Source organism: Dactylosporangium siamense, assembly GCF_016862795.1.
GTDB lineage: Bacteria > Actinomycetota > Actinomycetes > Mycobacteriales > Micromonosporaceae > Dactylosporangium > Dactylosporangium siamense.
Genome location: NZ_BONQ01000096.1, coordinates 68,688 through 94,136 on the forward strand (window position 1 = coordinate 68,688; position 25,449 = coordinate 94,136).

General features: G+C 73.4%; 24 protein-coding genes and 2 pseudogenes. 17 read left to right on the forward strand and 9 right to left on the reverse strand.

All coding sequences use genetic code 11. From position 1 onward, the window contains the following. Positions 1-285: 285 nt before the first annotated feature. Positions 286-855: pseudogene (gene coaE / locus Dsi01nite_RS31175) on the reverse strand (dephospho-CoA kinase); the annotation flags it as partial. Positions 856-1,002: 147 nt separating this feature from the next. Between coaE and Dsi01nite_RS31180 the strand changes: the two are divergent. Together Dsi01nite_RS31180 and Dsi01nite_RS31185 are read left to right on the forward strand one after the other, a co-directional pair. After that, positions 1,003-1,245, forward strand: coding sequence for a hypothetical protein (locus tag Dsi01nite_RS31180; protein ID WP_203849885.1), 243 nt, complete (start codon positions 1,003-1,005; stop codon positions 1,243-1,245). 187 nt (positions 1,246-1,432) lie between these two features. Then, entirely contained in the window at positions 1,433-2,419 is a 987-nt protein-coding gene (locus Dsi01nite_RS31185; RefSeq protein ID WP_203849886.1) for a hypothetical protein, read from the forward strand. Here Dsi01nite_RS31185 and Dsi01nite_RS31190 read toward each other — a convergent pair whose 3' ends face one another. Then, a complete protein-coding gene (locus tag Dsi01nite_RS31190) occupies positions 2,420-2,713 on the reverse strand; it encodes an antibiotic biosynthesis monooxygenase family protein (protein WP_203849887.1) in 294 nt (97 codons plus the stop codon). A gap of 21 nt (positions 2,714-2,734) precedes the next feature. Here Dsi01nite_RS31190 and pnuC point away from each other — a divergent pair, with 21 nt between their 5' ends. From pnuC to Dsi01nite_RS31225, 7 genes are read left to right on the forward strand one after another with little or no spacing between them, the layout of a single operon-like run. Then, the gene (gene pnuC / locus Dsi01nite_RS31195; protein ID WP_239136304.1) at positions 2,735-3,349 is read left to right on the forward strand and encodes a nicotinamide riboside transporter PnuC; all 615 of its coding nucleotides are present in this window, start codon (positions 2,735-2,737) and stop codon (positions 3,347-3,349) included. Continuing rightward, positions 3,346-4,443: an AAA family ATPase gene (locus tag Dsi01nite_RS31200; protein ID WP_203849888.1), complete on the forward strand. Its 1,098-nt coding sequence runs from the start codon at positions 3,346-3,348 to the stop codon at positions 4,441-4,443. The genes pnuC and Dsi01nite_RS31200 overlap by 4 nt, the downstream gene beginning before the upstream one ends. A 10-nt stretch (positions 4,444-4,453) precedes the next feature. Continuing rightward, positions 4,454-5,380: an STM4015 family protein gene (locus Dsi01nite_RS31205; RefSeq protein ID WP_203849889.1), complete on the forward strand. Its 927-nt coding sequence runs from the start codon at positions 4,454-4,456 to the stop codon at positions 5,378-5,380. Beyond that, entirely contained in the window at positions 5,377-6,771 is a 1,395-nt protein-coding gene (locus Dsi01nite_RS57605) for an STM4014 family protein (RefSeq protein ID WP_239136305.1), read from the forward strand. The genes Dsi01nite_RS31205 and Dsi01nite_RS57605 overlap by 4 nt, the downstream gene beginning before the upstream one ends. After that, positions 6,768-7,574, forward strand: coding sequence for an STM4013/SEN3800 family hydrolase (locus Dsi01nite_RS31215; RefSeq protein WP_203849890.1), 807 nt, complete (start codon positions 6,768-6,770; stop codon positions 7,572-7,574). Before Dsi01nite_RS57605 ends, Dsi01nite_RS31215 begins: the two co-directional genes overlap by 4 nt. Continuing rightward, positions 7,574-8,884, forward strand: coding sequence for an STM4012 family radical SAM protein (locus tag Dsi01nite_RS31220; protein WP_203849891.1), 1,311 nt, complete (start codon positions 7,574-7,576; stop codon positions 8,882-8,884). The genes Dsi01nite_RS31215 and Dsi01nite_RS31220 overlap by 1 nt, the downstream gene beginning before the upstream one ends. Continuing rightward, positions 8,881-9,780, forward strand: coding sequence for an STM4011 family radical SAM protein (locus Dsi01nite_RS31225; RefSeq protein WP_203849892.1), 900 nt, complete (start codon positions 8,881-8,883; stop codon positions 9,778-9,780). Before Dsi01nite_RS31220 ends, Dsi01nite_RS31225 begins: the two co-directional genes overlap by 4 nt. A gap of 192 nt (positions 9,781-9,972) precedes the next feature. Here Dsi01nite_RS31225 and typA read toward each other — a convergent pair whose 3' ends face one another. Beyond that, a complete protein-coding gene (typA, locus tag Dsi01nite_RS31230) occupies positions 9,973-11,838 on the reverse strand; it encodes a translational GTPase TypA (protein WP_203849893.1) in 1,866 nt (621 codons plus the stop codon). A gap of 167 nt (positions 11,839-12,005) precedes the next feature. On the opposite strand from typA, the gene Dsi01nite_RS31235 reads away from it, so the two are divergent. Together Dsi01nite_RS31235 and Dsi01nite_RS31240 are read left to right on the forward strand one after the other, a co-directional pair. Then, positions 12,006-12,902, forward strand: coding sequence for a transglycosylase SLT domain-containing protein (locus Dsi01nite_RS31235; protein ID WP_203849894.1), 897 nt, complete (start codon positions 12,006-12,008; stop codon positions 12,900-12,902). An 11-nt stretch (positions 12,903-12,913) separates the two neighbouring features. After that, positions 12,914-14,656, forward strand: coding sequence for a CocE/NonD family hydrolase (locus tag Dsi01nite_RS31240; RefSeq protein ID WP_203849895.1), 1,743 nt, complete (start codon positions 12,914-12,916; stop codon positions 14,654-14,656). On the opposite strand, the gene Dsi01nite_RS31245 is transcribed toward Dsi01nite_RS31240, so the two are convergent. Both Dsi01nite_RS31245 and Dsi01nite_RS31250 read right to left on the reverse strand, forming a co-directional pair. Further along, positions 14,620-14,949, reverse strand: a complete 330-nt coding sequence (locus tag Dsi01nite_RS31245; protein WP_033356775.1) for a hypothetical protein — start codon at positions 14,947-14,949, stop codon at positions 14,620-14,622. The two genes, Dsi01nite_RS31240 and Dsi01nite_RS31245, sit on opposite strands and share 37 nt — an antisense overlap. A 4-nt stretch (positions 14,950-14,953) precedes the next feature. Further along, the gene (locus tag Dsi01nite_RS31250; RefSeq protein WP_203849896.1) at positions 14,954-16,048 is read right to left on the reverse strand and encodes a DNA glycosylase AlkZ-like family protein; all 1,095 of its coding nucleotides are present in this window, start codon (positions 16,046-16,048) and stop codon (positions 14,954-14,956) included. A gap of 276 nt (positions 16,049-16,324) precedes the next feature. Here Dsi01nite_RS31250 and Dsi01nite_RS31255 point away from each other — a divergent pair, with 276 nt between their 5' ends. Continuing rightward, a complete protein-coding gene (locus Dsi01nite_RS31255) occupies positions 16,325-16,537 on the forward strand; it encodes a hypothetical protein (RefSeq protein WP_203849897.1) in 213 nt (70 codons plus the stop codon). Between the two features lie 171 nt (positions 16,538-16,708). On the opposite strand, the gene Dsi01nite_RS31260 is transcribed toward Dsi01nite_RS31255, so the two are convergent. Together Dsi01nite_RS31260 and Dsi01nite_RS31265 are read right to left on the reverse strand one after the other, a co-directional pair. Continuing rightward, on the reverse strand, positions 16,709-18,001 hold the full coding sequence (locus Dsi01nite_RS31260) for a DUF6745 domain-containing protein (protein ID WP_203849898.1): 1,293 nt from the start codon (positions 17,999-18,001) through the stop codon (positions 16,709-16,711). Further along, positions 18,001-18,321, reverse strand: a complete 321-nt coding sequence (locus Dsi01nite_RS31265; RefSeq protein WP_203849899.1) for a DUF8820 family protein — start codon at positions 18,319-18,321, stop codon at positions 18,001-18,003. Before Dsi01nite_RS31265 ends, Dsi01nite_RS31260 begins: the two co-directional genes overlap by 1 nt. Before the next feature lie 270 nt (positions 18,322-18,591). Between Dsi01nite_RS31265 and Dsi01nite_RS31270 the strand changes: the two genes are divergently transcribed. Both Dsi01nite_RS31270 and Dsi01nite_RS31275 read left to right on the forward strand, forming a co-directional pair. Further along, positions 18,592-19,587, forward strand: a complete 996-nt coding sequence (locus tag Dsi01nite_RS31270) for a terpene synthase family protein (protein WP_203849900.1) — start codon at positions 18,592-18,594, stop codon at positions 19,585-19,587. 187 nt (positions 19,588-19,774) lie between these two features. Beyond that, positions 19,775-20,542 carry an SAM-dependent methyltransferase gene (locus Dsi01nite_RS31275; RefSeq protein ID WP_203849901.1) on the forward strand — a complete coding sequence of 256 codons (768 nt, stop codon included), beginning with the start codon at positions 19,775-19,777 and terminating at the stop codon, positions 20,540-20,542. Between the two features lie 241 nt (positions 20,543-20,783). Here Dsi01nite_RS31275 and Dsi01nite_RS31280 read toward each other — a convergent pair. Beyond that, positions 20,784-21,236: pseudogene (locus Dsi01nite_RS31280) on the reverse strand (SRPBCC family protein); the annotation flags it as partial. Positions 21,237-21,345: 109 nt separating this feature from the next. On the opposite strand from Dsi01nite_RS31280, the gene Dsi01nite_RS31285 reads away from it, so the two are divergent. Continuing rightward, on the forward strand, positions 21,346-22,185 hold the full coding sequence (locus tag Dsi01nite_RS31285; protein ID WP_203849903.1) for an MHYT domain-containing protein: 840 nt from the start codon (positions 21,346-21,348) through the stop codon (positions 22,183-22,185). Positions 22,186-22,204: 19 nt separating this feature from the next. On the opposite strand, the gene Dsi01nite_RS31290 is transcribed toward Dsi01nite_RS31285, so the two are convergent. Further along, on the reverse strand, positions 22,205-23,332 hold the full coding sequence (locus Dsi01nite_RS31290; protein WP_203849904.1) for a LolA family protein: 1,128 nt from the start codon (positions 23,330-23,332) through the stop codon (positions 22,205-22,207). A 99-nt stretch (positions 23,333-23,431) separates the two neighbouring features. Here Dsi01nite_RS31290 and Dsi01nite_RS31295 point away from each other — a divergent pair, with 99 nt between their 5' ends. Next, positions 23,432-24,091, forward strand: coding sequence for a response regulator transcription factor (locus Dsi01nite_RS31295; RefSeq protein ID WP_203849905.1), 660 nt, complete (start codon positions 23,432-23,434; stop codon positions 24,089-24,091). Then, complete coding sequence (locus Dsi01nite_RS31300) at positions 24,088-25,431, forward strand: sensor histidine kinase (RefSeq protein WP_203849906.1); 1,344 nt, start codon at positions 24,088-24,090, stop codon at positions 25,429-25,431. Before Dsi01nite_RS31295 ends, Dsi01nite_RS31300 begins: the two co-directional genes overlap by 4 nt. The last annotated feature ends 18 nt before the right edge of the window (positions 25,432-25,449 follow it).

The following is a 25,449-nucleotide window of genomic DNA, read 5'->3' on the forward strand; positions in this document are numbered from 1 at the left end:
TTCGGGGTCCTCGCCCTGGGTGGTTGATCGTATTCAACCTGACGATTGTGTGGGGAAGATCACCGGACTACCGTAGAGCCGTAGGCCGCTCGCGGCGGCCGACCGGAGAGCAGGCCGGCCACCACACGGTCGGCCCTCCCGGCGCCAGGTTGCTGCCCCGGCCCGTCACGGCCGGCGAGCGCACCGTGGTGGGATCGCGCGACACGCGCGACCGGCCGCCGCGAGCGCCCCTGCGTCGCAGGGGTGTGCAGCGTCTCAGGGGTGTGCCCGCCCGGCGATCGCCGGCCAGGCCGCCTCGACCGCCGCGTCCAGGTCCTCCGGGGTGCCGTCGTTGACGATCGCCACGTCGGCGACCGCCCGCCGCTGCTCGTCGGTGGCCTGCGCGGCGATCCTGGCGCCGGCCTCCTCAGGCGTCATCCCGCGCAGCCGCACCAGGCGGTCCAGCCGGGTCTGGAGGGAGGCGAAGACGACGACCACCGTCTCGTACAGGCGGGACATCTGCTTCTCGACGATGAGCGGCACGTCGTTGACCACCACGGCGCCGTCGGGCGCGGCCGCGATCAGCTCGGCGGTCCGGGCCCGCACGAGCGGGTGCACGATGCCCTCGAGGGTGGCGCGGGCGGTGTCGTCGCCGAAGATCCGGGCGGCCATCGCGGCCCGGTCGAGCGCGCCGTCGGCGGTGAGCACGCCGTCGCCGAACGCCGCCACGACCGCGGCCAGGCCGGGGGTGCCGGGCTCCACGACCTCGCGGGCGAGCCGGTCCGCGTCGATGACCACCGCGCCGAGCGCGGCCAGCCGGGCCGCCACGGCACTCTTCCCGGCGCCGATGCCGCCGGTCAGCCCCACCATTCTCATCGGGCCATCACATCACTGCCGCGCCCGCGGTGCGGCGCCGGGCACCGGACAGGTGACGGCCCGGCGTGGCCACAAGAAAAGCGGCAATTGTAGAGATAACGTCCGTCCTGGGAAAGACTTCCCGGGGGCGAACGTAACGGGGCGAACATGACACAGGGGCGACACTGCATCGGCCGGCCGGGCCTCGGGCGCCGCGACATCACCATGATCGTGGCCGCCGCCGACGTCTCCGGGCGCAGGCCACGGCACCGCCGAGGGCGCTCGGTGGGCCGGTCGACGGCCGAGGCCGCCGGCATCTTCGCCGCCGCGACCGTCCTCGCCATGCTCGCGGTCAGCGGCTGGTACACGGCGACGGGCGCCACCGCCGTCGTGCAGATGCTGGCCCGGTGACCGGCGCTGTGTCCGGCACCGTGTTCGGCACCGGGACCGGCAGTGTGACCGGGCCGGCGTCCAAAGGCTGAGCCATCAGCCGTGGCGCGAGGCGCGGGGTGTCAGCGATACTCTGCCGGGCGAGTGCACGAGTGCCGTGCGCAAGTGCACGAACTGCACCGACGCCAGGACCAGAAGGACACGCTGCATGGAGCCGGGACACCCCCCACGGCAGGATCCACCGACGGAGCCGGGCCACGACCAGGTCAACGGGTCGCCACCGCGACCCGGCAGCCGGCGCGGCTGGATGTCGGACTCGCCGCTCGACGGCGGCTCCGGCTGGCCGACGTCGGCGTATGCGATCGTCCCCCGCCAGGCGACCCCACAGCCCCAGCAGGCGCCCCAGAACCCGCCGGCTCAGAACCCGGTCGCGGACGCGGCGCAGTACACCACCCAACCGATCAGGCACGAGACCTTCGATGACGCCGACGCGGTGCCGGCGGTCGCCCCGCACCGGCGGCGGCGGATCGCGGCACTGGTCATCGGCCTGATCGTGCTGCTCGTCGCGGTCGTCGGCGGTGTCCTGGCGACCCGCGGCTCCGGCGGCGGCGCCGACCAGCCGGACGGTGAGCGGCGCGCCGTCACCGGACCGGCCGTGGCCGGGACCACCGCCGCGGCCACCTCGGGGACCACCGCCACCGCCGGCGCGAGCGGCGGTCCGAGCCTCGACCCCAGTGGATCACCGGTGCCCGGCCTCAGCGGCACCCCCGACCCGAGCGCCGTGGTGACCAGCCCGGTGCCGGCGGGCACGGTCACCGACGTGCTGCGGGCCGGCACCGTGCGGCTGGCCGTCCTGGCCGGGCAGCCCGACGAGGCGTTCGACTTCGACGGCGGCGTCAAGCAGGCGGCGGGCGCCGACATCGCCGCCGGTGCGCTCGGCCTGACCGCGGTCGGCGGTGCGGCCTTCGCCCCCGTCCTGTCGGCGCCGACCCTCGCCGCCTGCTCGGCGGTCCCGGCCGCGCAGTGGACCGACAAGGTCCTGCTCGCCGCCCTGCTGCCCACCGCCAAGGTCTGCCTGCGCACCGGTGAGCAGCGCTTCGGCTGGTTCAGCCCGCGCTCCGGCGACGCCGTGGTCAGCGGCCAGATCTACACCACGTACCTCGACTTCACGGTGTGGAAGAAGGCCGGCGACTGATCAGGCGGGCACGTCGACGAAGTGCTCGACCGTGGGCGCGCCGTCGAAGAACGGACCGAGCAGCCCGCGCCACCGCGTGAAGCGGTCGGTGGCGCGGAAGTTGTCCAGGTGCGCGTCGACGGAGTCCCACTCGACCAGCAGCACGAACCGGCTCGCCGACTCGACGCCGCGCGTCATGCGCACCGACCGGCAGCCGGGGGTGGTCACGAGCAGCTCGTGGCCCTTGCGATAGGCGGCGGCGAACTCTTCCTCGCGGCCGGCGAGCACGTCGATGAGCGCAACTTCCAAGACCATCCGGAAAGGGTAGAGGACATCGTGCTCGACTGGCTCACATCCGCCGCCTTCCATGCTTTCGGTGCGCCGACCACGTGGGCGGAACTGCTCGGGTTCGTGACCGGCCTCGGCACGGTCTGGCTGGTGGTGCGGCAGCACATCGCGAACTGGCCGGTCGGGATCGCCAACGTGCTGCTGCTCATGGTCGCGTTCCAGCACGTCGGCCTCTACGGCGACGCCTGGCTGCAGGTCGTCTACGTGATCCTCGGCGCCTACGGCTGGTGGCGCTGGCGGCCCGGGGCGACCACGGAGGTCCGCCGCACGACCCGGGTCGAGTGGGGCGCGCTCGCCGCGGCCGGCGTGGTGCTTACCGTGGCGCTGTGGTGGTACCTGGACCGGTTCACCGGCTCCACCGTGCCGTGGCCGGACGCCGCGACCACCGCCGTCTCGCTGCTCGCCACCTACGGCCAGACCCGCCGCCTGGTCGAGAGCTGGTGGCTGTGGATCGCCGTCGACGTCGTGTACGTGCCGCTGTACGGGTACAAGGACCTGTGGCTCACCGCGGTGCTGTACCTCGCCTTCCTCGGCCTGTGCGTGCTGGGCCTGCGGGCCTGGCGGCAGGCGCTGACGGCGCGGCGGCTCGCGGTGCCGGTGTGACGCACGGCCTCGTCGTCGGCAAGTTCTACCCGCCGCACGCCGGACACCACCACCTCATCGACACCGCCGCCCGCGCCTGCGAGCGGGTCACCGTCGTCGTCGCGCCGTCCAGCGCCGAGTCCATCCCCCTCGAAGTCCGGCTCGACTGGTTGCGCGAGGTGCACGCGGCGAGCCCGCACGTGCGGTTCGCCGGCGTGTACTGCGACCTGCCCATCGACTACGACGACCCCGACATCTGGCAGGCGCACTACGAGGTCTTCCGCGGCGCGGTCGGTCCCGCGACGGTGGATGTGGTCTTCTCCTCCGAGGCGTACGGCGACGAGCTCGCCCGGCGCTTCGACGCCCGGCACGTGGCGGTCGACCCTCCCCGGGCCGGGGTGCCGGTCTCCGGGACGGCGATCCGCGCGGATCCCGTGGCCAACTGGGCGTTCCTGGCCCCGCCGGTGCGCGCCTGGCTGGCCCGCCGGGTGGTCGTCGTCGGCGCCGAGTCGACCGGCACCACCACCCTGGCCCGGGCCCTCGCCGCCCAGCTCCGGCTGCGCGGCGGGGCCTTCGCGGGCACGCGGTGGGTGCCCGAGTACGGCCGGACCCTCACCGAGCTGAAGATGGCCGGCGGGGTGAAGGTCGAGGACCTCGTCTGGGACCGGGACGACTTCCTGACCGTCGTGCGCGAGCAGAATGCCGCCGAGGACGCCGCCGCCCGGGCCGGCGGGCCGCTGCTGATCTGCGACACCGACGCGTTCGCCACCGCGATCTGGGAGGAGCGCTACCTGGGTTCCGCCTCGCCGCGGGTCCGCGCCGCCGCCCGCGAACCGGCCCTGTACCTGCTGACCGCGGACGACGGCGTGCCGTTCGAGGACGACGGGATGCGCGATGGCGAGCACCTGCGCGGCTGGATGACCGGCCGCTTCCGGGCCGAGCTCGCCGCCGGGCGGGTGCCGTGGCTCGAGCTGACCGGGACGTACCGCAACAGGCTACGCACCGCGCTCGCGGCCTGCGACGAGTTGCTCGCGCGGGGCTGGTCCTTCGCGGCGCCGCAGTTGCCGCGCCGGCCGCCGGATCGGGCGCCGGGAATTGTCGGTGGGTCCTGTTAGGGTCCCGCGCATGAGGCACATCACGACGTTCGCCGGGCTCCCGGTGGTCCAGTTCGAGCCCGGCGTCGTCGACCGGCTCGACGCGAAGGGCACCCCGCGCAGCGCCGTCGCCTGGCGCATCGAGACGGACTACGAGGCCGACGAGGAGGCGTTCCGGACCGTCCTGGACCGGTGCCTCGACGTCGTCGGCGGCGAGTCCGTCCAGGCGCTCGTCGTCGGGCAGTGGGGCGAGGCCTATGACACCCCGCCGCCGCTGCACCTGCTCATCGCCGCCCGCCTGCGGCTGCCGCACCTGCGGGCGCTGTTCCTCGGCGAGATGACCAGCGAGGAGTGCGAGATCTCCTGGATCAACCACACCGACGTGGCGCCGCTGCTCGCCGCGTTTCCGGGCCTGGAGGTCCTGCGCATCCGCGGCGCCGACGGGCTGCAGCTGTCCCCGGTGCGGCACATGCGGCTGCGGGAGCTGGCGGTGGAGAGCGGTGGCCTGTCCGCCGGTGTCGTGCGCGGCATCGCCGACTCGCACCTGCCGGCGCTGACCGATCTGGAGCTGTGGCTCGGCGTCAGCCAATACGGCGGCGACGTCAGCGTCGAGGACCTGGCGCCGGTGTTCAGTGGCACGGGCGTGCCCCGGCTGCGCCGCCTCGCCCTGCGCAACGCGGAGATCGCCGACCAGGTCGCGGCCGCGCTCGCCGGCGCGCCCGTGGTGCCCCGCCTCGAAACGCTCGACCTGTCCCTGGGCATCCTGTCCGACCAGGGCGCCGAGGCGCTGCTGCTCGGCCAGCCGCTGACCCACCTGCGCCGGCTCGACCTGTCCCACCACTTCATCTCGGCCGAGCTGGCCGACCGGCTCCGGGCCGAGCTGCCCGGCGTCGACGTCGACCTGTCCGACGAGCAGGAGGAGGACGACGGCGAGCGATACACGGCAGTGTCGGAATGAGCACCGTCACCGTCACCGTCACCGTCGTCGGCGTTCCCGGCCACCGGCGCGTCCGGCTGTTCCGCGACGCGGCCGTCGCCGCGGGCCTGCCCGAGCCGGCGGTGGTGAGCTGGCGCGACGTGTGCGCCGGCGACTTCGACCTGGACGCCGGCGGCACGGGGGACGGACGAGCGTGGGTGCGGCTGGAGTCGCCCGGCGAGGACGCGGAGATCGACCGGCTGCTGCGCGGTGCCGCCGTGCCCGCCGCGCACGGTGAGATCGTCGGGCTCGCCGCCTGGCACCGCGGTCTCGTCGCCGCGGCCCGCCGGGTCGAGGCGCGCGGGGTGCCGCTGCTGACCGCGGTGGACGAGCTCGACGTGATGTTCGACAAGCGTCGCTGCCACGCCCTGCTGCGGTCCCGGGGTGTGGCGGTGCCCGAGGCGTTCGCCGCGGGCGGCTACGAGGAGATCCGCGACCGGGGCCGGGAGCAGGGCTGGCGCAGGGTGTTCGTCAAACCGCCGCACGGGTCGTCGGCGTCGGGGGTCGTGGCCCTCGCGTTCGGCGGCGAGCGCGGCGGCGGGCGGGTCAGTGCCTACACCTCCGCGGTGCTCGACGGCGACCGGCTCTACAACGAGCTGCGGGTGCGCCACCACACCGACGAGCGGACCGTCGCCACGATCATCGACCGGCTCGCGGCCGAGAGCAGGGTCCTGCCCGCCGTGAGCGGCGCCCTGCCCGCCGAGCGCGGCGCCCTGCACGTGGAGCGCGGCGTGCTGCCGGCCGTGAGCGGCATCCTGCCCGCCGAGCGTGGCGGCCTGCCGGCCGTGAGCGGCGCCCTGCACGTGGAGCGCGGTGCCCTGCCCGCCGTGAACGGCGCCCTGCACGTGGAGCGCGGCGTGCTGCCGGCCGTGAGCGGCGCCCTGCCCGTGGAGCGTGGCGTCCTGCCCGCCGAGCGCGGCGCCCTGCACGTGGAGCGCTGGCTGCCGAAGGCGTCCCACGACGGGCTCACCTTCGACCTGCGGGTGCTCGTCGTCGCCGGGCGGGTCAGCCACGTCGTCGTGCGCACCGGCCGGTCCCCGATGACCAACCTGCACCTCGGCAACGCCCGCGGTGACCTGGCCGGCGTCCGCGCCGCCGTGGGCGAGGAGCACTGGGCCGCCGCGATGCGCACCTGCGAGGCCGCCGCCGCGTGCTTCCCCGGCAGCCTGCACGCCGGCGTGGACCTGATGTTCGCCCGCGACCACCGCACACACGCGGTCGCCGAGGTCAACGCGTTCGGCGACCTGCTGCCGGGCCTGCTCGCCGGTGGGCACGACACGTACGCCGCGGAGATCGACGCGCTGCTGACCGGCCGGTTCCGCGCCGCTGAGCCCGCCGCTGATCACACAGCCGCCGTGGTCGCCGCCCGGTGAAGGCGCTCATCGGCAGCCACGACCTGCTCTTCGTCACGCTCGACACGCTGCGCCACGACGTCGCCGCCGCGCAGCTCGCGGCGGGGCGCACCCCCAACCTCGCGAGGGTGCTGCCCGGCGGGGCGTGGCAGCGGCGGCACACGCCGGCGTCGTTCACGTATGCGGCGCACCACGCGTTCTTCGGTGGGTTCCTGCCCACGCCGGTGACGCCGGGCCCGCACGAGCGGCCGTTCGCGGCCAGGTTCCCGGGCAGCACCAGCGTCGGCGGGGACACCTGGGAGTTCGACGCGGCCGACGTCGTCACCGGGCTGCGCGCCGCCGGGTACCACACGATCTGCATCGGCGGGGTCGGCTTCTTCGCGATGACCAGCGCGCAGGGCGGGGTGCTGCCGGCGCTGTTCGACGAGGCGCACTGGACCCGCGACTTCGGCGTCACCAACCCGTCCTGCTTCGAGGCGCAGCTCGACCGGCTCACCACCGTGCTGCGCGAGGAGAAGGACGGGGACGGCCCGCTGTTCACGTTCGTCAACGTCGCCGCCATGCACCAGCCCAACCGGCACTACCTGCCCGGCGCCGGCGAGGACAGCCTGGCGTCGCACGGCGCCGCGCTGGCGTATGTCGACCGGCACCTGCCGGTGCTGTTCGGGCTCGTCACGTCCCGTGGCCGGCCCTGCCATGTGATCATGTGCAGCGACCACGGCACCGCCTACGGCGAGGACGGGCACACCGGGCACCGTTTCGCGCACGAGGTGGTGTGGACCGTGCCGTATGCCGAGTTCACGCTCGAACCGGGGGAGTGGTGATGCTCGGTTCCCCGTATCAGGGCTACCTGTATGCGTATCCGCACAAGACCGCGTACCGGCCGCTGCGGCCCCGGCCGAGGCTCGCCGACGTGTGGGCGGCGGAGCCGACCGGGGCGCTGTTCCTCTACGTCCACGTGCCGTTCTGCGAGATGCGGTGCGGGTTCTGCAACCTCTTCACCCGCGCGCTGCCGCCCGCCGCGCAGGTCACCGCCTACCTCGACCAGCTGGGGCGGCAGGCGGAGCGGGTCGCGGCCGCGGTGCCCGCCGCGTCCTACGCCCGGGCCGCGGTCGGCGGCGGCACCCCGACGTATCTGACCGCGGCGGAGCTGACCCGGCTCTTCGACATCGTCGAACGGGCCACCGGCGCGGACCTGCGGGCCGTGCCGATGTCGGTGGAGACGTCACCGGCGACGGCGACCGCCGACCGGCTCGCGGTCCTGGTCGAGCGCGGCACGACCCGGGTCAGCATCGGCGTGCAGAGCTTCCTCGACGCCGAGGCGCACGCCGCCGGCCGGCCGCAGCACCGTGCCGAGGTCGACCGGGCCCTGGACACGATCCGCGCCGCCGGCCCGGTCGAGCTGAACATCGACCTCATCTACGGCATCCCCGGCCAGACCGCCGAGACCTGGACGAGCTCGCTGCGGACCGCCCTGACCTGGCGGCCCGAGGAGCTGTACCTGTATCCGCTCTACGTGCGCCCGATGACCGGCCTCGGCCGGCGGGCGCCCGGCGCGCACGACCCCGAGTGGGACGCGCAACGGCTCGGGCTCTACCGGCATGCCGTGGACCTGCTCGCCGACGCGGGCTACGAGCAGCAGTCGATGCGTGCGTTCCGGCGGCGGGACGCGCCACCGCCGGACGACGCCGGAGACCCCGGCTACTGCTGCCAGGACGACGGGATGGTCGGGCTCGGGTGCGGGGCCAGGTCGTACACGTCGTCGTTGCACTACTCGTTCGACTACGCGGTGAGCGTCCGGCAGGTGCGCGGCATCCTCGACGACTATCTCGCGCGGCCGGCGGAGGACTTCGACGTCGCCGAGGTCGGGTTCGTGCTCGACGGCACCGAGCAGCGCCGCCGCTGGCTGCTCAAGTCGCTGCTGCGGGCGTCGGGGGTCGTGCCCGGCGACTACCTGGCGCGGTTCGGCACCACCGTCGACGACGACTTCCCGGCGCTGCGCCGGCTCCGCGAGAGCGGCCACCTCGACGGGCACCGGCTCACCGCCGAGGGGCTCGCGCACTCCGACGCGATCGGGCCGTGGCTCACCTCCGCCGGCGTCCGCGCCGCCATGGCCGGGCACGTGCCGCGATGAGGATCCTGTATCGCGGTCCCCTGGCCAGCTGCAACTACGACTGTGCGTACTGCCCGTTCGCGAAGCGGCGCGATCCGCCCGAGCTGCTGCGCGCCGACCGGGCCGCCCTGGAACGCTTCGTGGCGTGGGTCGAGGCCCACCCTGAACCGATCGATGCCGAGCCGATCGAGGTGCTGTTCACGCCGTGGGGTGAGGGGCTGACCCGGTCCTGGTACCGGGAGGCGCTCGTCCGTCTGTCGCACCTGCCGCACGTCGGGCGCGCCGCGATCCAGACCAACCTCGCCGGCCGGCTCGGCTGGGTCGCCGGCGCGGACCCGGGCACCCTCGCGCTGTGGTGCACGTTCCACCCGGGCCAGGTGAGCCGGGAGCGGTTCCTGCGCCAGGTCGAGATCCTGCACCGGCACGGCATCCGGCACTCGGTCGGCGTGGTCGGCCTGCCGGAGCACCTCGCCGAGGCGGTCGCGTTGCGCGAGGCGCTGCCCGGCGACGTGTACCTGTGGGTCAACGCCGCCGAGGGCCACACGTACCCGGCGGAGCAGGAGGCGGCGTGGACGGCGATCGACCCGCTGTTCGGCTACAGCGTGCGGCCGCACGCGTCCCGGGGCCGGTCCTGCCGCACGGGTGACGAGGTGATCTCGGTCCTCGGTGACGGCACGGTCCGCCGCTGCCACTTCGTGCCGGAGCCGCTCGGCAACCTGTACGACGGGACCTGGCGGCGGACCACGCAACCCTGCCCGAAGGGCGAGTGCGACTGTCACATCGGCTACGTGCACCTGCGGACGCTGCCGCTCTACGACGTGTTCGCCGGCGGCGTCCTGGAGCGGGTGCCGCACGAGCTGCCGCTGTGGTCCGTGCCGCCGGCCGCGCTCAATGCGGCGGACCCGGGGACCGTGTAGCCGGCCCCGGGTCGCGGCCGCACGAGCTGCCGCTGTGGTCGTGCGGTCGGCCGCGCTCACCGCGGCGGACCCGGGGACCGTGTAGCCGGCCCCGGGTTGCGGCCGCACGAGCTGCCGCTGTCCGTGCCGCCGGTGGTACTCACCGCAGCGGACCCGGGAGCCGTGTAGCCGGCCCCCGGGTCGCGACGCTGATCAGGCGTGCGCGCGCTTGCGGGCGGAGCGCTCGCGGTCCTTCTGGTCGAGCATGACCTTGCGGATGCGGACCGCGGTCGGGGTGACCTCGACGCACTCGTCCTCGCGGCAGAACTCGAGGGCCTGCTCCAGGGTGAGCTTGCGCGGCGGGATCAGCTTCTCCGTCTCGTCGGAGGCGGAGGAGCGCATGTTCGTGAGCTTCTTCTCCTTGGTGATGTTGACGTCCATGTCGTCGGCGCGGGAGTTCTCGCCGACGATCATGCCCTCGTACACCTCGGTGGTGGGCTCGATGAACATCGAACCGCGCTCCTGCAGGTTCATCATCGCGAACGGGGTCGCGACGCCGGCCCGGTCGGCGACGAGGGACCCCGTCGCGCGCATGCGCAGCTCGCCGAACCACGGCTCGTACTTCTCGAAGACGTGGTGCAGGATGCCGGTGCCGCGGGTGTCGGTGAGGAACTCGGTCCGGAACCCGATCAGGCCACGGGCCGGGACCAGCCACTCCATCCGGATCCAGCCGGTGCCGTGGTTGACCATCTGCTCCATGCGGCCCTTGCGGGTGGCCAGGAGCTGGGTGATCGCGCCGAGATACTCGTCGGGGGCGTCGATGGTGAGCCGCTCGACCGGCTCGTGCACCTTGCCGTCGACCTCGCGGGTGACGACCTGCGGCTTGCCGACGGTCAGCTCGTAGCCCTCGCGGCGCATCTGCTCGACGAGGATGGCCAGGGCGAGCTCGCCACGGCCCTGGACCTCCCAGGTGTCGGGGCGCTCGGTCGGCAGGATCCGCAGCGACACGTTGCCGACCATCTCGCGGTCGAGCCGGTCCTTGACCAGCCGGGCGGTGACCTTGGTGCCCTTGACCTTGCCGGCCAGGGGCGACTGGTTGGTGCCGATGGTCATCGAGATCGCCGGCTCGTCGACGGTGATCAGGGGCAGCGCGATCGGGTTCTCCGCGTCCGCCAGGGTCTCGCCGATCATGATGTCGGGGATGCCGGCGAGCGCGATGATGTCGCCCTGCGCGGCCTCCTCGGCCGGCTTGCGCTCCAGGCCCTGGGTCATCAGCAGCTCGGAGATGCGCACGTTCTGCACGGTGCCGTCGGTGCGGATCCAGGCGACGGTCTGCCCCTTGCGGATCTTGCCCTCGCGGACCCGGCACAGCGCGAGGCGGCCGAGGAACGGTGACGCGTCGAGGTTGGTGACGTGCGCCTGCAGCGGCGCGTCCTGGGTGTAGGACGGGGCGGGGATCGTGTTCAGCAGCGTCTGGAACAGCGGCTGCAGGTTGTCGCTGTCGGCGGGGACGGTGCCGTCCTCCGGCTGGCTCAGCGAGGCGACGCCGTCGCGGGCGCAGGCGTAGACGATCGGGAACTCGATCTGGTGCTCGTCGGCGTCGAGGTCGAGGAAGAGCTCATACGTCTCGTCGATGACCTCCTTGATCCGGGCGTCGGGCCGGTCCACCTTGTTGATCACCAGGATGATCGGCAGGCGGGCCTTGAGCGCCTTGCGCAGCACGAACCGGGTCTGCGGCAGCGGGCCCTCGCTGGCGTCGACGAGGAGGATCACGCCGTCGACCATGGTCAGGCCGCGCTCGACCTCACCGCCGAAGTCCGCGTGGCCGGGCGTGTCGATGATGTTGATCGTGGTCGGGGTGCCGCCGTCGGCGGGGACGTAGCGCACGGCGGTGTTCTTCGCGAGGATGGTGATGCCCTTCTCGCGCTCGAGGTCCATCGAGTCCATCACCCGGTCGACCTGCTCCGCGCGCGCGTGGAACGCGCCGCTCTGCCGCAGCATCGCGTCGACAAGGGTGGTCTTGCCGTGGTCGACGTGAGCGACGATGGCGACGTTGCGGAGGTCTGAACGGGTCTGCATGACCTCCATTGTTCCAGGCGGTTCCAGATCGCCGTCACGCACAGTGCGCGATGTGACGTTCCGCGCCCCCGGTCATCGTTTTCACCACCGTGCGGCGTCTGAAAGGACAACGGGGGACAGCGGGCGCCGCCCGTCCGCGATAGCGTGCCAGGACGGGGAGGCCATCGATGAGCTACGGCAGTTTCTACGACGACGACACCGCTGAGCAGCCGTGGGGCGTCGAGGAGGACCAGCCGCGCAGGCGGCGCGCTGGGATGATCTTCCTGGTCGGCGGGCTGGTCGTGGTCGGCCTGATCGCCGTCGGCGGGCTGGCGGTCCTCGTCAAGGGCCAGGACGCGAAGCCGGCGTCGGTCGCGACGGGCTCGTCCAAGTCGCCGGCGGAGGCGAGCGCCGATCCGGTGGAGGCGGTCGTGGAGACCACGTCGGCGCCGCCGAGCCCGTCGCCGTCGGCCAAGCCGTCGAAGAGCGCCGCGCCGAAGAAGTCGATCGCGCCGCCGAAGCAGACGGCGCTGCCCCCGCCGCCGCCGAAGGTGAGCACGAAGCCCGGCTGCCAGCCCGAGTACAAGGGCACGCAGCTGCCGAAGTCGACGGTCCGCGAGTATCTCGACGCCGCCGCCGTGAAGCAGTTCTGGGGCAGTGCCACCCCGGCCGAGGTGCAGGCCATCCGGGTGCCGAAGCGCCTGCTGTACGGCACCGCCGAGCAGGAGAGCGGCTGGCAGTCCAACATCTACGCCTGCGACGGCGGGGTCGGCGTCATGCAGATCATGCCGAACACCGAGACGTGGATGAACCAGCGGTTCGGCACGTCGTGGAAGATCGGCACCCCGAACGACAACGTGATGCTCGGCGGGCAGTACCTCGCCTGGGCGATCCGCTACTTCGGCGAGCAGCTCGGCACCTTCGACGTCCTGGGCGCCGACCAGACCCTGCTCAACGCGGTGATCTCCGCGTACAACAACGGCGCCGGGGCGGTCGACCTCACCAAGGGTGACGCCGGCATCACCAACTGGACATATGTCAACAACGTCAAGGCGCTCATGGGCAGGTGCTGCAACACCTACTAGCGTAGGGCGGCATGAGGCTCGACCCGGTAGGCCGACTGCTGAAGCTGCCACCCGCGCTGACCGGACGGATCCGCGTCACCAGGGGCATCCCGGTCCGGATGCGGGACGGTGCGATCCTGCGCGCCGACCACTACGGGCCGGCCCTGGACGCCGCGCTGCCCACGGTGCTGGTGCGCACGCCGTACGGCCGGGGCGCGCCGACGAACCTGCTCTGCCGGGCCGTCGCCCAGCGTGGCTTCAACGTGCTCATCCAGTCCTGCCGCGGGACCGCCGACTCCGGCGGCACGTTCGAGCCGCTGCTGCAGGAGCGCGAGGACGGCCTCGACACGCTCGACTGGTTGCGGCTGCAGCGGTGGTACGACGGGCGCCTCCTCACGTACGGCCCCAGCTACGTCGGGTTCGTGCAGTGGGCCCTGGCCGCCGAGGCCGGCGACGAGCTCAAGGCGATGGCCACGATCGTCACCGCGTCGGACTTCGGCCCGCCCACCTACGCGGGTGGCGCGTTCTCCCTCGACACCGTCCTCACCTGGTCGGCGCTCCTGGACGCGCAGCGCGGCCCGCGCCTGGACAACGCCGTCGAGCTGCTGCGCGGCCAGCCGAGGCTGCAGCGCGGGCTGGCCCGGGTGCCGCTCGCCGAGGCCGACCGGATCACCACCGGCGCCGAGATCGAGTTCTTCCAGCGGTGGCTGGCCGAGGCGGACCCCACGTCCGCGTACTGGACCCAGCGCGGCCACACCCACAGCCTGCCGAAGGTCACCGCGCCGGTGCTCATGATCGGCGGCTGGCACGACATCTTCCTGCCGTGGCAGCTGGTCGACTACGCCGCGCTGCGGGCCGCCGGCCTCCAGCCGCACCTGACCGTCGGCCCGTGGCACCACGGCAGCGCCGGGCTGTTCCAGCACTCCGCGGCCGAGGCCGTCGCCTGGTTCCGGGCCCACACCGGCGGGCCCGAGACCATCCGCGAGCACCCCGTCCGGGTCCACGTCGGCGGCATCGGCGCCGGGGCCGAACCATGGCGGGAGCTGCCCGAGTGGCCTCCCGTCACGAGCCAACCGCAGCGTTGGTACCTCCAGCGGGACGCCGCGTTAGGTCCGGCACCGGTACCGGACGGCGAGCGCCTCGACGGCTTCACGTACGACCCGAAACACCCGACGCCGGCGCTCGGCGGCCCGCGGCTCGTCGGCAAGATCGCCGGCCGCCGCGACAACGGCCCCCTGGAGGCGCGCCCCGACGTGCTGACGTTCACCTCGGCGCCGCTGACGGAGCCCCTCGAGGTGGTCGGCCCGGTGTCGGCCGACATCACCGTCCACGCGACGTGCGTGCGCCCGGACGGCGCGGCACCCCGGTCCCGGGAGCTCGTGCCGCACTTCGACGTGTTTGTCCGGTTGTGCGAGGTCGACGAGCAGGACCGGTCGTGGAACATCTGCGACGGCCTGGCCCGCGCCACCGCCGCGGCGGACCATGAGACCGGGACCGAGACCGGCCCCATGACGGTACGGGTGGACCTGTGGCCGACCGCGTATCGGTTCGCGGCCGGCCGCCGCATCCGGGTCCAGGTCAGCGGGGGAGCGCACCCGCGGTTCTCCCGGAACCCGGGCACGGGCGCGCCGCTCGGCCATGAGCTGGAGCTGCGCGCCGTCCGGCAGGAGATCCTGGCCCCGTCGTCGATCAGCCTGCCGGTGCTGCCGCCGGATCCGCCGGAGCGGCAGCCGCCGGCTCAGTCCTCGAACGTGGACGGGCCGACGTCGGTGTAGGTGCCGGCGTCGGCGTCCCACTCGAACTGCCGCCCCTCGGAACCGGCGCTGACGATCTTGCCGAACGCCGGGTAGCGCTCGACGAGCCACTCCAGGTCGGGCATGAGCAGCTCACCCGCGTCGGCGAGCTGCTCGTCGGTCTCGTCGCCGACCAGCAGGTTCCATCCGCTGGCCTTCCGCCCGTCGGGCGCGGCCGGCAGGGTGGCGTCCTCGGGGTCGTGATACACGTAGCCGGGGAGCAGCGACTCGTCCTCCACCAACCGCCGCGACGCGAACGCGATCAAGTAACTCATGCGCTCAAGTATCCCCGCGCCCGACCGTGACCTCGGCGGTGGGGAGTCCCCGCGCCGCCGCCAGCCACTGTGCCTCCGCCTCGATCGCGGCCCTGCCCCGGGCCGGCAGCTCCGCCCACGGCGTGACCGTCACCGCCAGCCGCTTCCCCGCGGTCTTCGCCCGCCACGTCCCGGCCAGGTCCCCGTCGAGCAGCAGCGCGCCCGGGTTGCCCAGGATCCGCCACACCTCCTTCTCCCGGGTCTTGTCGGGTGTCAGCACCGACCGGTCCCGGGCCTGCAGGAACGGGTCCGACGACGGCAGCAGCCGCACGCCGCGCACCGGCTCCGCGGCGAGCAGGCCGGCCAGGGCCTCCTGCGGTATCCACGCGGCGCGGCCGTCGACGGTGACCTCGGCGAGCCCGTCCGGCCAGGCCGGCTTGAGCGCGGTCCGGGTCGTGCCCAGGTACTTCGCGACGTCGGCGGGCGTGGCGGGGCCGAGCAGCCGCAGGTACGCGCGGATGAGCCCGGACGGGTCGCCGGGCCCGGCGGGGATGCTCAGCCCGCCGACCGGCAGCAGCACGCTGCTCGGCGCGTCCTCGTCGAGCTGGACCCCGCCGGCGAGCCCGGCCTGCTGGAACAGTGAGCCCGAGACGTGCCGCGCCCGGCACGGGCCGCAGTCGTACGTGAGTGCCTCCGGGACCCGGTCGCTGACGCCGCGGCTCGCGTCGCCCTTCGCGGTCGGGCCGGTGACGACGGCCGCGAACGCCTCGGCGGCCGCCCGGAACGCCGCGATCCCCAGCTTCCCGCCGTCCGGGACCTGCTGGCTGCCGAACCGGGCCGCCGCGTCGGCGTCGCTGATCGGCCACAGCGCCGTGACCAGGCCGGGCAGGTCGCCGGGCCGGTGCAGGTGCCGGGCGCCCCGGGTCGACCAGACCATGCTCAGGGCACCGTCGAACCTGCTCGTCCGCGCCGCCAGGGCCTGCCGCGCCGTCCCGGCCGGCACGTTGGGCACCCCGAGGTCGAGGATCGCCAGGTCACCGGGGTCGGCGTCGACCCGTTCGTGCAGCTGGTTGGTCACGGTCCGGTACGCGAGCACCTTCGCCCGCCCGACGGTCGGCATCGCCCCATTCTCGTGCCGCCCGCCCGACCCCGCAGCCCGGCTCGCCAGGGCCCGTGAGACCGCGGTGCTCGCGGGACGTACGGCGCTCGCGGGACGTACGGCGCTCGCGGGACGTACGGCGCTCGCGTGACCTACGGCGACGGGACCAAGCGACAGGCCGGCGTCCTGACGGAGCGCTTGCGGGACGCGCGGCGCTCGCGTTACGTGCGGCGCTCGCGTTACGTGCGGGACGTGCGGCGCTTGCGGGATGTGGCGGCGAGGGCGGACGATTGGTGTATGACCACTGAGGTGGACGCGGCCGGGGACGGCGCCGGCGAGATCAGGTTCACCGATCCCGAGCTGGCGTTCCTGCGGCACGCCCGGTTCGGCGAGCTGCCCGGCAGGGTGCGGCCCGCGGACATGGTCGAGCTCGTCGAGACCGACCCCCGGCGCGACTGGCCCGACGGTCCGAGCCGCGAGCAGCTGAACGCCTACTGGGCTGGCGGCTGACCCCGGGCCGCGCGAGTGGCTCACGCCTGCGTGAGCGCACGTTCGCGGCGCGGGTGGCTGACCGACCCTGGGCCGCGCGAGTGGCTCACGTCTGCGGCGTGAGCGCACGTTCGCGATGCGGGTGGCTGACCCCAGGCCGCGCGAGCGGCGCACGTTCGCGGCGCGGGCGGCTCACGTCTGCGTGAGCGGGTGATACTCCTCCTCGGTGAGGCCGAACGTCCAGGCGACGCCCGCGCGGGCGGTCCGGGTCGTCGGCGGGACGCGCAGCCAGTAGACGCGGCTGGTGCCGTCGGGCTCCGGCGTGCTGTTGATGACCTCGACCATCGTCAGCGGCTCGTCGTCGTTGAAGGTCAGCTGCCACAGCACGCCGCACGCGTCGGCGCCGAGGCGCCGGGCGCCGGCCTCGCGCAGGTAGCGCTCGTAGCCGAAGTGCTCGAGCATGACGCGGCGCAGCTCCGCGTTGCGCTCGCCGGCGATCTGCGCGTGCGTCAGGTGGGCGAGCCGGTCGACGAGATCCGAGGGGATCGGCATGCCCCGCCAGGCGTGCAACGCGAACCCGTCGCTGTAGCGCAGCGCCGGCGTGTCCGCGGCGTGCAGCCGGCCGACGTTGTCGCGGTGCAGCTCGTCGGGGCGGTCGGTGAGGATCGCGACGTTGGCATACGGCCACCACCAGCCGGCGGAGCGGGCCACCCCGGCGAGCCCGGCGAGGCGCTGCGCCGCGCCCAGCACCGCCGCCGGCGTCTCACCCCGTGAGTCGGCCCGGGAAGCGGCGGCGTCGAACGCGGCGAGCCAGCCCGCGTCGTGCTGACCACCGACGGCGTCGAGGAGCACCGCGCGCACCCGGGTCGGCAGCTCGTTGCGCAGGTGGGTGCGCAGCGGCGCGGCGACGCGGTCGTTGACCATCCGCCACACGTCGGCGCCGCAGGCCGCCCACAGGCGCGCCCAGCCGTCGGGGCCGAGCAGCCCGTGGACCTCGGCGCGGGCGGCCGCCCACGGTGCGGTGCGCACGGCCGCGCGGACCGACACCCCTGCGGTGCCCGGGACCGGTGGGCAGCCCTGCGCCCGCAGCTCCTCCACGACGGCCCGGTCCTGCACGACCGAGCTGTCCTCGGCGCCGGGGGCCGCGGTGGTGGACACGCCCAGGCGGGCGGTCGGCAGCGTGAGACCGGCCCGGGCGGCGCGGCGGGCCGCGGTGGTCATGGGCCGGTCGGCGACGGGCGCCGGGCCGGGCAGGTCGCGGCGGCCGGTGAGCAGGGCCGCCGCCCGCGCGCCCGCCGCCGGTGAGGCGAACCACACCACACGCGCGGGCCCGGGCAGCCCGGCGGAGCGATACGCGAGGCGGACCGCGTCGGCGGCGGCGGCCCGGTCCGCGGGCGCGGTGGACAGGCCGGCGGCCAGCCACTTCGCCGCGTTGGCGCCGAGCGCCGCGGCGCTGGTCTCGTCGGTGAGCGGGGTCGTGGTCATCAGTCGGCCACCGGACGCCACGAGCCCGGCACGTATTCGCGCTGGCGCACGATCCGATACGACCCGGCCGGGATAGTGATCGCGCCGTGCTCCTCGTGCACGACCCTCGCCCGCGACACGACCTTGACGTAGAGCCGGTCGATGTCGTCGCGGTCGGCGAGCAGCAGCGTGTCGGGGCCGACGATCACGTGGGCGTGGCCGGTCGCCTCGCCACGGGCCAGGATCATGCGGCCGGAGCGGTCGCGCGGGGCGGGCACCGCGGTCACGGGCACCTCGCCCGCGGTGACGGGCACCAGCAGGACGTCACCTTGTCGATACACGGTCGGACCTCCCAGCGGGACAGACGAACCAACAGATGTTCGAACCAGCAGATCGCACGATAGCCGGGGGGTACGACATTTCTGCGCGGGGCCGGGACCCGGGCGACCGCGTTCCAGGGGTGCCCAGGTGGTCAAGTCCCAAAGCGACGTCTATGCGGAGAATGCGTATCAAGACAACAACCATGAATTCGGGCTGAAGCCATCGAACAGGGTCGCGCAAAGCGTGAAAAGACGCGACCATGAAGGCCTCGCGGCGCAAGGGGGTGCATCATGCAGGCGACGCTGGCGGTCCTGTGCCCGTTCACGCCGCGCCTCTCACCGCACGTGGACGTCGTGCAGCGCTGGTCGCTGCACTGGGCCACGCGGCACGGCCTGCTCGACCGGCCGGGCGCCCGGGCCGCGTTCGCCCGTGCCAGGTTCGCCAACCTCATGGCCCGCACCTACCCGGACGCCGGCGTCGGCGACCTGCAGCTCGCCACCGCGTGGCTGATCAGCGTCTTCGCCCTCGACGACCGCCTGGAGCGGGCCGGTGACCCGGCCGCGACCCGGCGCCTCGTCGACGAGGTCCTGGCCCTGCTCGTCGAGGACCCGTCCGAGCCGCCGAAGGGGCACCTGCGGGCACTCGGTGAGGTGTGGCGCCGGACCGGGCCGCGGGTCAGCCCCGCCTGGCGGGAGCGGTTCGCCGGCCACGTCCGGGACTATCTCGAGGCCACCGTCTGGGAGGCCGGCAACCGGGCCGCGAACCGGCCGCCGCCCGTGGCCGAATACCGCACGATGCGGTTCCGCACCGCCGCGATCGACATGTTCTTCGACCTCATCGAGCCCATGCACGGCGTCGAACTGCCCGCGGCGGTCTTCGCCGACCACGACTTCGCCGCGATGCGCCGCTCCGCCGGGATGATCACCGCGATCTTCAACGACCTCGTGTCGTGGCCGAAGGAGGAGGCCGCCGGCGACCACCACAACATCGTCCTCGCGCTGCGGCACGAGCGGGGCCTGCCGGTCGAGGCTGCGGTGCGGGTCGCCGTCGCCGAGCACGACACCCTCGTCGGGGACTTCGTGGCGGCCCGGGAGCGGTTCGCGGCCGGAGCCCTCGCCGCGGACCCGGCGGTCACCGCGGTCGCCGGCGACTTCGTGCACTGGGTGCGCGGCAACGTCGACTGGTCGATGGAGTCGGGGCGCTACACGCCGTCCGACGACACCCCCGCCGGGCACCCGAGCGGCGGGGCGATCGCGATCCCCGCGCAGCGCCGGCCGGTGGACTAATCCGGTTCGCGGCGGCGCCGGACGCTGGTACCGTCGGCGCAGCTTTTCATCTTGGAGGATGCCATGCCTGCCCGGGACCCAGTCCCGGGTCGCCGGTGACCACGGACCGCTGCGGTCCGCTGGTGCGCCGAGGTGTGCCCGGGCAACGACGACCATTCCGTTGCACACCCGAGATGGGAACCCTCAGTTGTCAGAGCACAAAGGGTCCGCCTGGTACGCGGACTTCTTCACCGAACTGCCCAACGAGTTCTGGCGCCGCGCCGCGGTGCCGGAGCTGACCACCGCCGACGTCGGGTTCGTGCAGGAGCGGCTCGGGCTGGCACCCGGCTCGCGCCTGCTCGACGTGCCGTGCGGCAGCGGCCGGCACAGCCTCGCCCTCGCCGCGCTGGGGCACCGGGTCACCGGCGTCGACATCTCCACGGAGGCGATCGGGCACGCCCGCCGTACCGCGGAAGAAGCAACAGTGGAAGCAGAGTTCATCGTCGCCGACATGCGGGACATCCCGCGGACCGGCGACTTCGACGCGGTGCTCTGCCTCGGCAACAGCTTCGGCTACCTGGAGCCCGCCGACCTGACCGTGTTCATCGCGGCGGCCGCCGCGGCGCTGCGGCCCGGCGGCGGGCTCGTCGTCGACTTCAGCGCGACGGCGGAGACCGTCCTGCCCGGCTTCACGGGGCAGGACCGGGTGATGCGCACCGGCGACATCACCGTCGAGGCGGCCATCGAGTACGACGTGCTCACCAGCCGGATGCTCAGCCGGTACACCTTCATCCGCGGCGACGAACGGCTCGACGCGACGGCCGTGCACCACGTCTACACCAGCGGGCACATCGGCGCCCTGCTGCGCGACGGCGGGTTCACGGACGTGACGCTGTTCGGCGGGCCGGACGGTGCGCCGTACACGGTGGGCAGCGACCGCCTGCTCGTCACCGCCCGGCGGGGCACGGTCCAGTGACACGGGCCGGCCGGTCAGCGCGCGAACGCTGACCGGCCGGCTTTTCCGGTGCGGTGGAGAGGAATGCTCAGATGGCGTGCCGGGAGTCGTCGGGGTCCGGCATGCGGTGCACGTCGGTCGACTGCGTCAGGTCCGGGGCGGCCTGGACGGCGTCGGAGGAGCGCACCGCCGCGCCGGGCGGCGTGCTCCCCGGCGAGATCCACGAACCCGGCTTCGGGACGGCGCCGAACCCGGCCGCGTCGGGCTGCTCCACGTCGCCGCGCCACGCACCGGTCTCGGCGCCGCGCTGCTCGATGAACTCGCGGAACTTCGCCATGTCGGACTTGACCAGCCGGTCCACGATGCCGACCTTGTCGGCGACGTTCTCGACGAAGCCCTCGGGGTCGATGTCGAGCTGCGCGGTGACCCGGCTGTGCGTGTCGTCGAGCCGGTGGAAGGTGACCACACCGGCGTGCTTCGGTCCCTCGGTCGACGTCCACGCGACCCGCTCGTCCGGGTGCTGTTCGGTGATCCGGGCGTCGAACTCACGGCGCACCCCGCCGAACTCCACCACCCAGTGCAACCTGGTGTCGTCCAGCTGGCGGATCTCCCGCACGCTGTTCATGAACGCGGGGAACTGCTCGAACTGGGTCCACTGGTTGTATGCGGTGCGGACGGGCACGGCGACGTCGACGGTCTCCACAACCTGGCTCATGCGCTTCCCTTCCTTTCGGTGCTCACCCTCAGCTACCCCCTCGGGGTGAGGGCAAACCCGCACAAGATGTCCGACCGGCTCACCCATCGGGCTGGCTGAATGGGCGTCCGTGGAGCACTTCGCCTACGGCGCCATCACGCCCGCGCTCGCCCTCACCCTGTCGTTCCTCGGTTGCCTGCTCGGCGTGTTCATCGCCGCCCGGTCCAGGGCGTCCAGCGGCGGCAGCAGAGCCAGGTGGCTGACCCTGTCCGCGGTCGCGATCGGGGGAGCGGGCACCTGGGTGCCGCACTTCATGGCGTTGCTCGGCACCGACGTGCCGAACTCGGTGGTGCGCTACGACGTGCCGATCACCGCGCTCGGTTTCGGCATCGCGGTGGTGGTGTACTGCCTGGGCCTGTACATCGTCGGGTTCGGCCGCCCGTCGCTGTGGAAGGTCGTGCCGGCCGGGATCGTCACCGGCCTGGGCCTGACCGCCGTGTACAGCACCGCGCCCCTGGCGATGCGGCTGGCCGGCACGGTCGGATACGACCCGGCGACCGCGATCGCCGGCACCGTCGCGGCGGTCGTGGGGGCGACGGTGACACTGTGGTGCGTGTCGACGGTCCGCGGCAACAAGGCCCTCGTCGTCGCCGCGGCGATCATGGCCGTGGCCGCGTGCAGCACCCATTACACGGTGTTGTCCGCGGTACGGGTACAGGCCGCCCCGCTCACCGCGGAGATCCGGGGGACGAGCCTGCTGGAACTGCTCACGCCGGTGTGCGTCCTGGCGTGCCTGCTGCTGAGCGTCCTCGCGTACGCGACGGTGGGGTTCTCGGTCCGCCAGAACACCGCGTCGGAGGAGGAACTGCTGCGCCGGGCGAGGGACATGTACTCGATCGCCACCCTGCACCGCGCCGCCGCGGCCCGGCACGAGGAGAGGGACCGCGGCAAGGCCGCGGTCCCTCAGTGACCGGTTGTTCGGTGATCGCCTACTTCAGTGCGGCTGCCGGGTCGGCGGCCACCTGCGAGAGGCGCTCGGGGCTCACGGCGCCGACCAGGACCCGGCCGTCGTCGGTGAGCAGCACGCTGAACAGCTTGCTGTTGAAGGTCCGGCCGCCGTTGCCCAGCGGGAGCTGGTTGATGGCGTCCTGTGCCTTCTTCGCCGCCTCCGCGTCGGTGCCCGCGGCCTGCGCCGGGGTGCCCGTCCGGAGGACGAAGACCGAGGTCCAGCCCGTACCGATGACGGTGCTCTTGGGCTTTTCACCGGAGGCCGACTCGTCGACCTTCGGCTGTCCCTCGGCGCCGGCCTTCGCCGGGTCCGCCTCCTCGACCTTGGTGCCGGCCGGCGGGTTGAACACGAACTGGCTGTCGTCCGGCCGGGCGAAGCTCACCTGCGTGAACGTCACCTCGAACGCCGGGTTCCCCTGCCCCTTCGCGAAGACCTGCACGCGCAGTGGCAGCTTCTCCTGGGCGTCGATGGCCAGGCGGACCTGACCGATGAGCGACGCCGTGTCGCGCGGGCGCAGGATGAGCTCGTAGGCGTCCCGGCCGGCGATCTTCGCCGAGTTGCCGATGGAGACCTGCGTGGTCGGGTCGATCGCCTTGAGGGCGAGGTCGGCCGCTTCCTGCGGGCTCTTCGGCATCTCGCTCGGGATCGCGCCGGGACCCTTCGTGGTCGGGTCCTGCTCGCCGCTGTTCTTGAAGTGCTTCGCCGAGCCGGACTTGCTGTTCCAGGTCCAGGTGTCGACGCCGTTGTGGATGATGTCGCTCTGCCCCTGCGTGCCCAGCAGCGACACGCGGGCCTTGTCCGGGCCCGAGTACCACACGCGCAGGGTGTGCTTGCCCGACACGAGCGACGTGAGCTCCGAGCTCTGCTCGCCCAGCAGGGACGGCAGGGCCGGCAGGCCCAGGTCGGCGCGCTCCACGACGGTGCCGGACAGTCCGTCCAGCTGCGCGGTCTGCAGGTCGACCAGCAGCTGCGCGGCGGTGCGCGGCGGCAGGTTCGGCTCGGCGGCGACGGCGAGGGTCTTTGCGGCCACGCCCGCACCTACCACAGCGACCGCGGCAATCGCGGGCACCGCCCACCGTAGGACAGGTCGTGACGTGAACTTCGACATTGGGTAACACCTCCTGCCGACCATGGTGCGCGGGGTCGGCTGTGACATCGCTGAGACCGCCTGTGCGTTCCCACAGCACAGCGTGCCACGCTGGTGCACGTGAGGCTGCTGGTGGTCGAGGATGAGATCCGCATGGCGGGGGCGCTGCAGCGCGGCCTGCAGGCGGAGGGGTTCGCCGTGGACGTCGCCGGGGACGGGCCGACCGGCCTGGAGCTGGCCAGACACGGCGGCTACGACGCGGTGATCCTGGACATCATGCTGCCCGGGCTGTCCGGGTATCGCGTGGTGTCGGCGCTGCGCGCCGAGAAGAACTGGGTGCCGGTGCTGATGCTGTCGGCCAAGGACGGCGAATACGACCAGGCCGACGGGCTCGACTGCGGCGCCGACGACTACCTGACCAAGCCGTTCTCCTACGTGGTGCTGGTCGCCCGGCTCCGCGCGCTGCTGCGCCGGGGCGCGCCGGAGCGGCCGAGCGTGCTGACCGTCGGTGAGCTGACCCTCGACCCGGCGCGGCGGCGGGTCACCAGCGGCGGCGAGGAGATCGTGCTGACGGCGCGGGAGTACGCGCTGCTGGAGTACCTGATGCGCCGCCCGGGGCAGGTGGTGTCCAAGACGGAGCTCCTCGATCACGTGTGGGACGCGAGCATCGACACCGCGCCGAACGCCGTCGAGGTGTACGTCGGCTACCTGCGCCGCAAGCTCGGCCGTGACGCCCTGGAGACCGTGCGCGGGGCCGGATACCGGCTGCGATCCGCATGAACTGGTGGTCGCGGCTGTCGTTGCGGGGGCGGCTGGTGCTCCTGGGCACCAGCGGGCTCATTGTCGGGCTCGCGATCGCCGGCGTGGCGATGGCGACCGCGATGACGTACAGCTTCCGGGGCACCCTGGACCGCTCGGCCGACGCCACCATCACGGAGATCGCCGCGCTGCTGGACGAGGGTTCGACGCTGCCGTCGCCGCTGCCGGCGCCCGCCGGCCAGGTGGTGCAGGTGCTCGACACCCAGCACAGCGTCGTCGCCGCTGATCGCAACGCCGACCTGCTCGTGTCGCTGCTGCATGACGATGAGATCGCCAGGGCCCAGCGCGAGCGGATCACCGTGCCCGGTGACCGGGCGCTGCAGCCGGACCCGCTGCGGGTCACGGCCCGGAAGGTCGCGGACGGCCGGGTCGTCGTGGTCGCGGTGCCGCTCGGGGACTACAACCGCAGCCTGGAGCTGCTGAAGACGTCGTTGTGGGTGACGTACCCGGCGCTCATCACGATCCTCGTCGCCATCGCCTGGCGGGTGGTCGGGCAGGCCCTGGCGCCCGTCGACCGGCTCAGCGCGTCCGCGGAGCGGATCACGGGCGCGGCGACCGACGAGCGGCTGCCGGTGCCGCCGTCCAGCGACGAGATCCAGCGCCTGGCGGTGACGCTCAACCACATGCTGGACCGCCTCGCCACGACCCGCGCCCGGCAGCGCTCGTTCATCGCGGACGCCGCGCACGAGCTGCGCAGCCCCCTGGCCAGCATGCGCATCCAGGTCGAGGTGGCGCAGAAGCTGGGCGACTGGCAGTCCGCCGGCGACGACCTGCTGACCGACCTGGACCGGCTGTCGCGGCTGGTCGACGACCTGCTGCTGCTCGCGAGGGCGGACGAGCGCGACGGGCGGCGGGTGGCGCGGGAGCCGGTCGAGATGCGGAGCCTGCTGACGAACCTGGCGAAGCGGTTCGCCACCGTGACCGTCGAGGAGTCCGACCGGTCGCTGTGGGTGGAGGGCGAGCAGGACGCGCTGATCAGGGTCGTGCTGAACCTCGTCGACAACGGGGTGCGGCACGCCCGCACGGGGGTCGTGCTGCGGGCGGAGGCGGAGGGGCAACAGGTCCTGGTCACCGTCACCGACGACGGGGAGGGCATCCCCGGTCCGCTGCGGGAGCGGGTGTTCGACCGGTTCACCCGCCTCGACGACGGTCGCGCCCGCGACGCCGGCGGCACCGGGCTGGGGCTGGCGATCGTCCGGGAGCTGGTGCGGCGGCACGGCGGCACGGTCCGCCTGCTCGACGCGCGCCCCGGGGTGCGGGCCGAGGTGCGGCTGCCCCGCTTTGTTGACAGTGTCATGTGACAGTGTCATAGTTGTCGT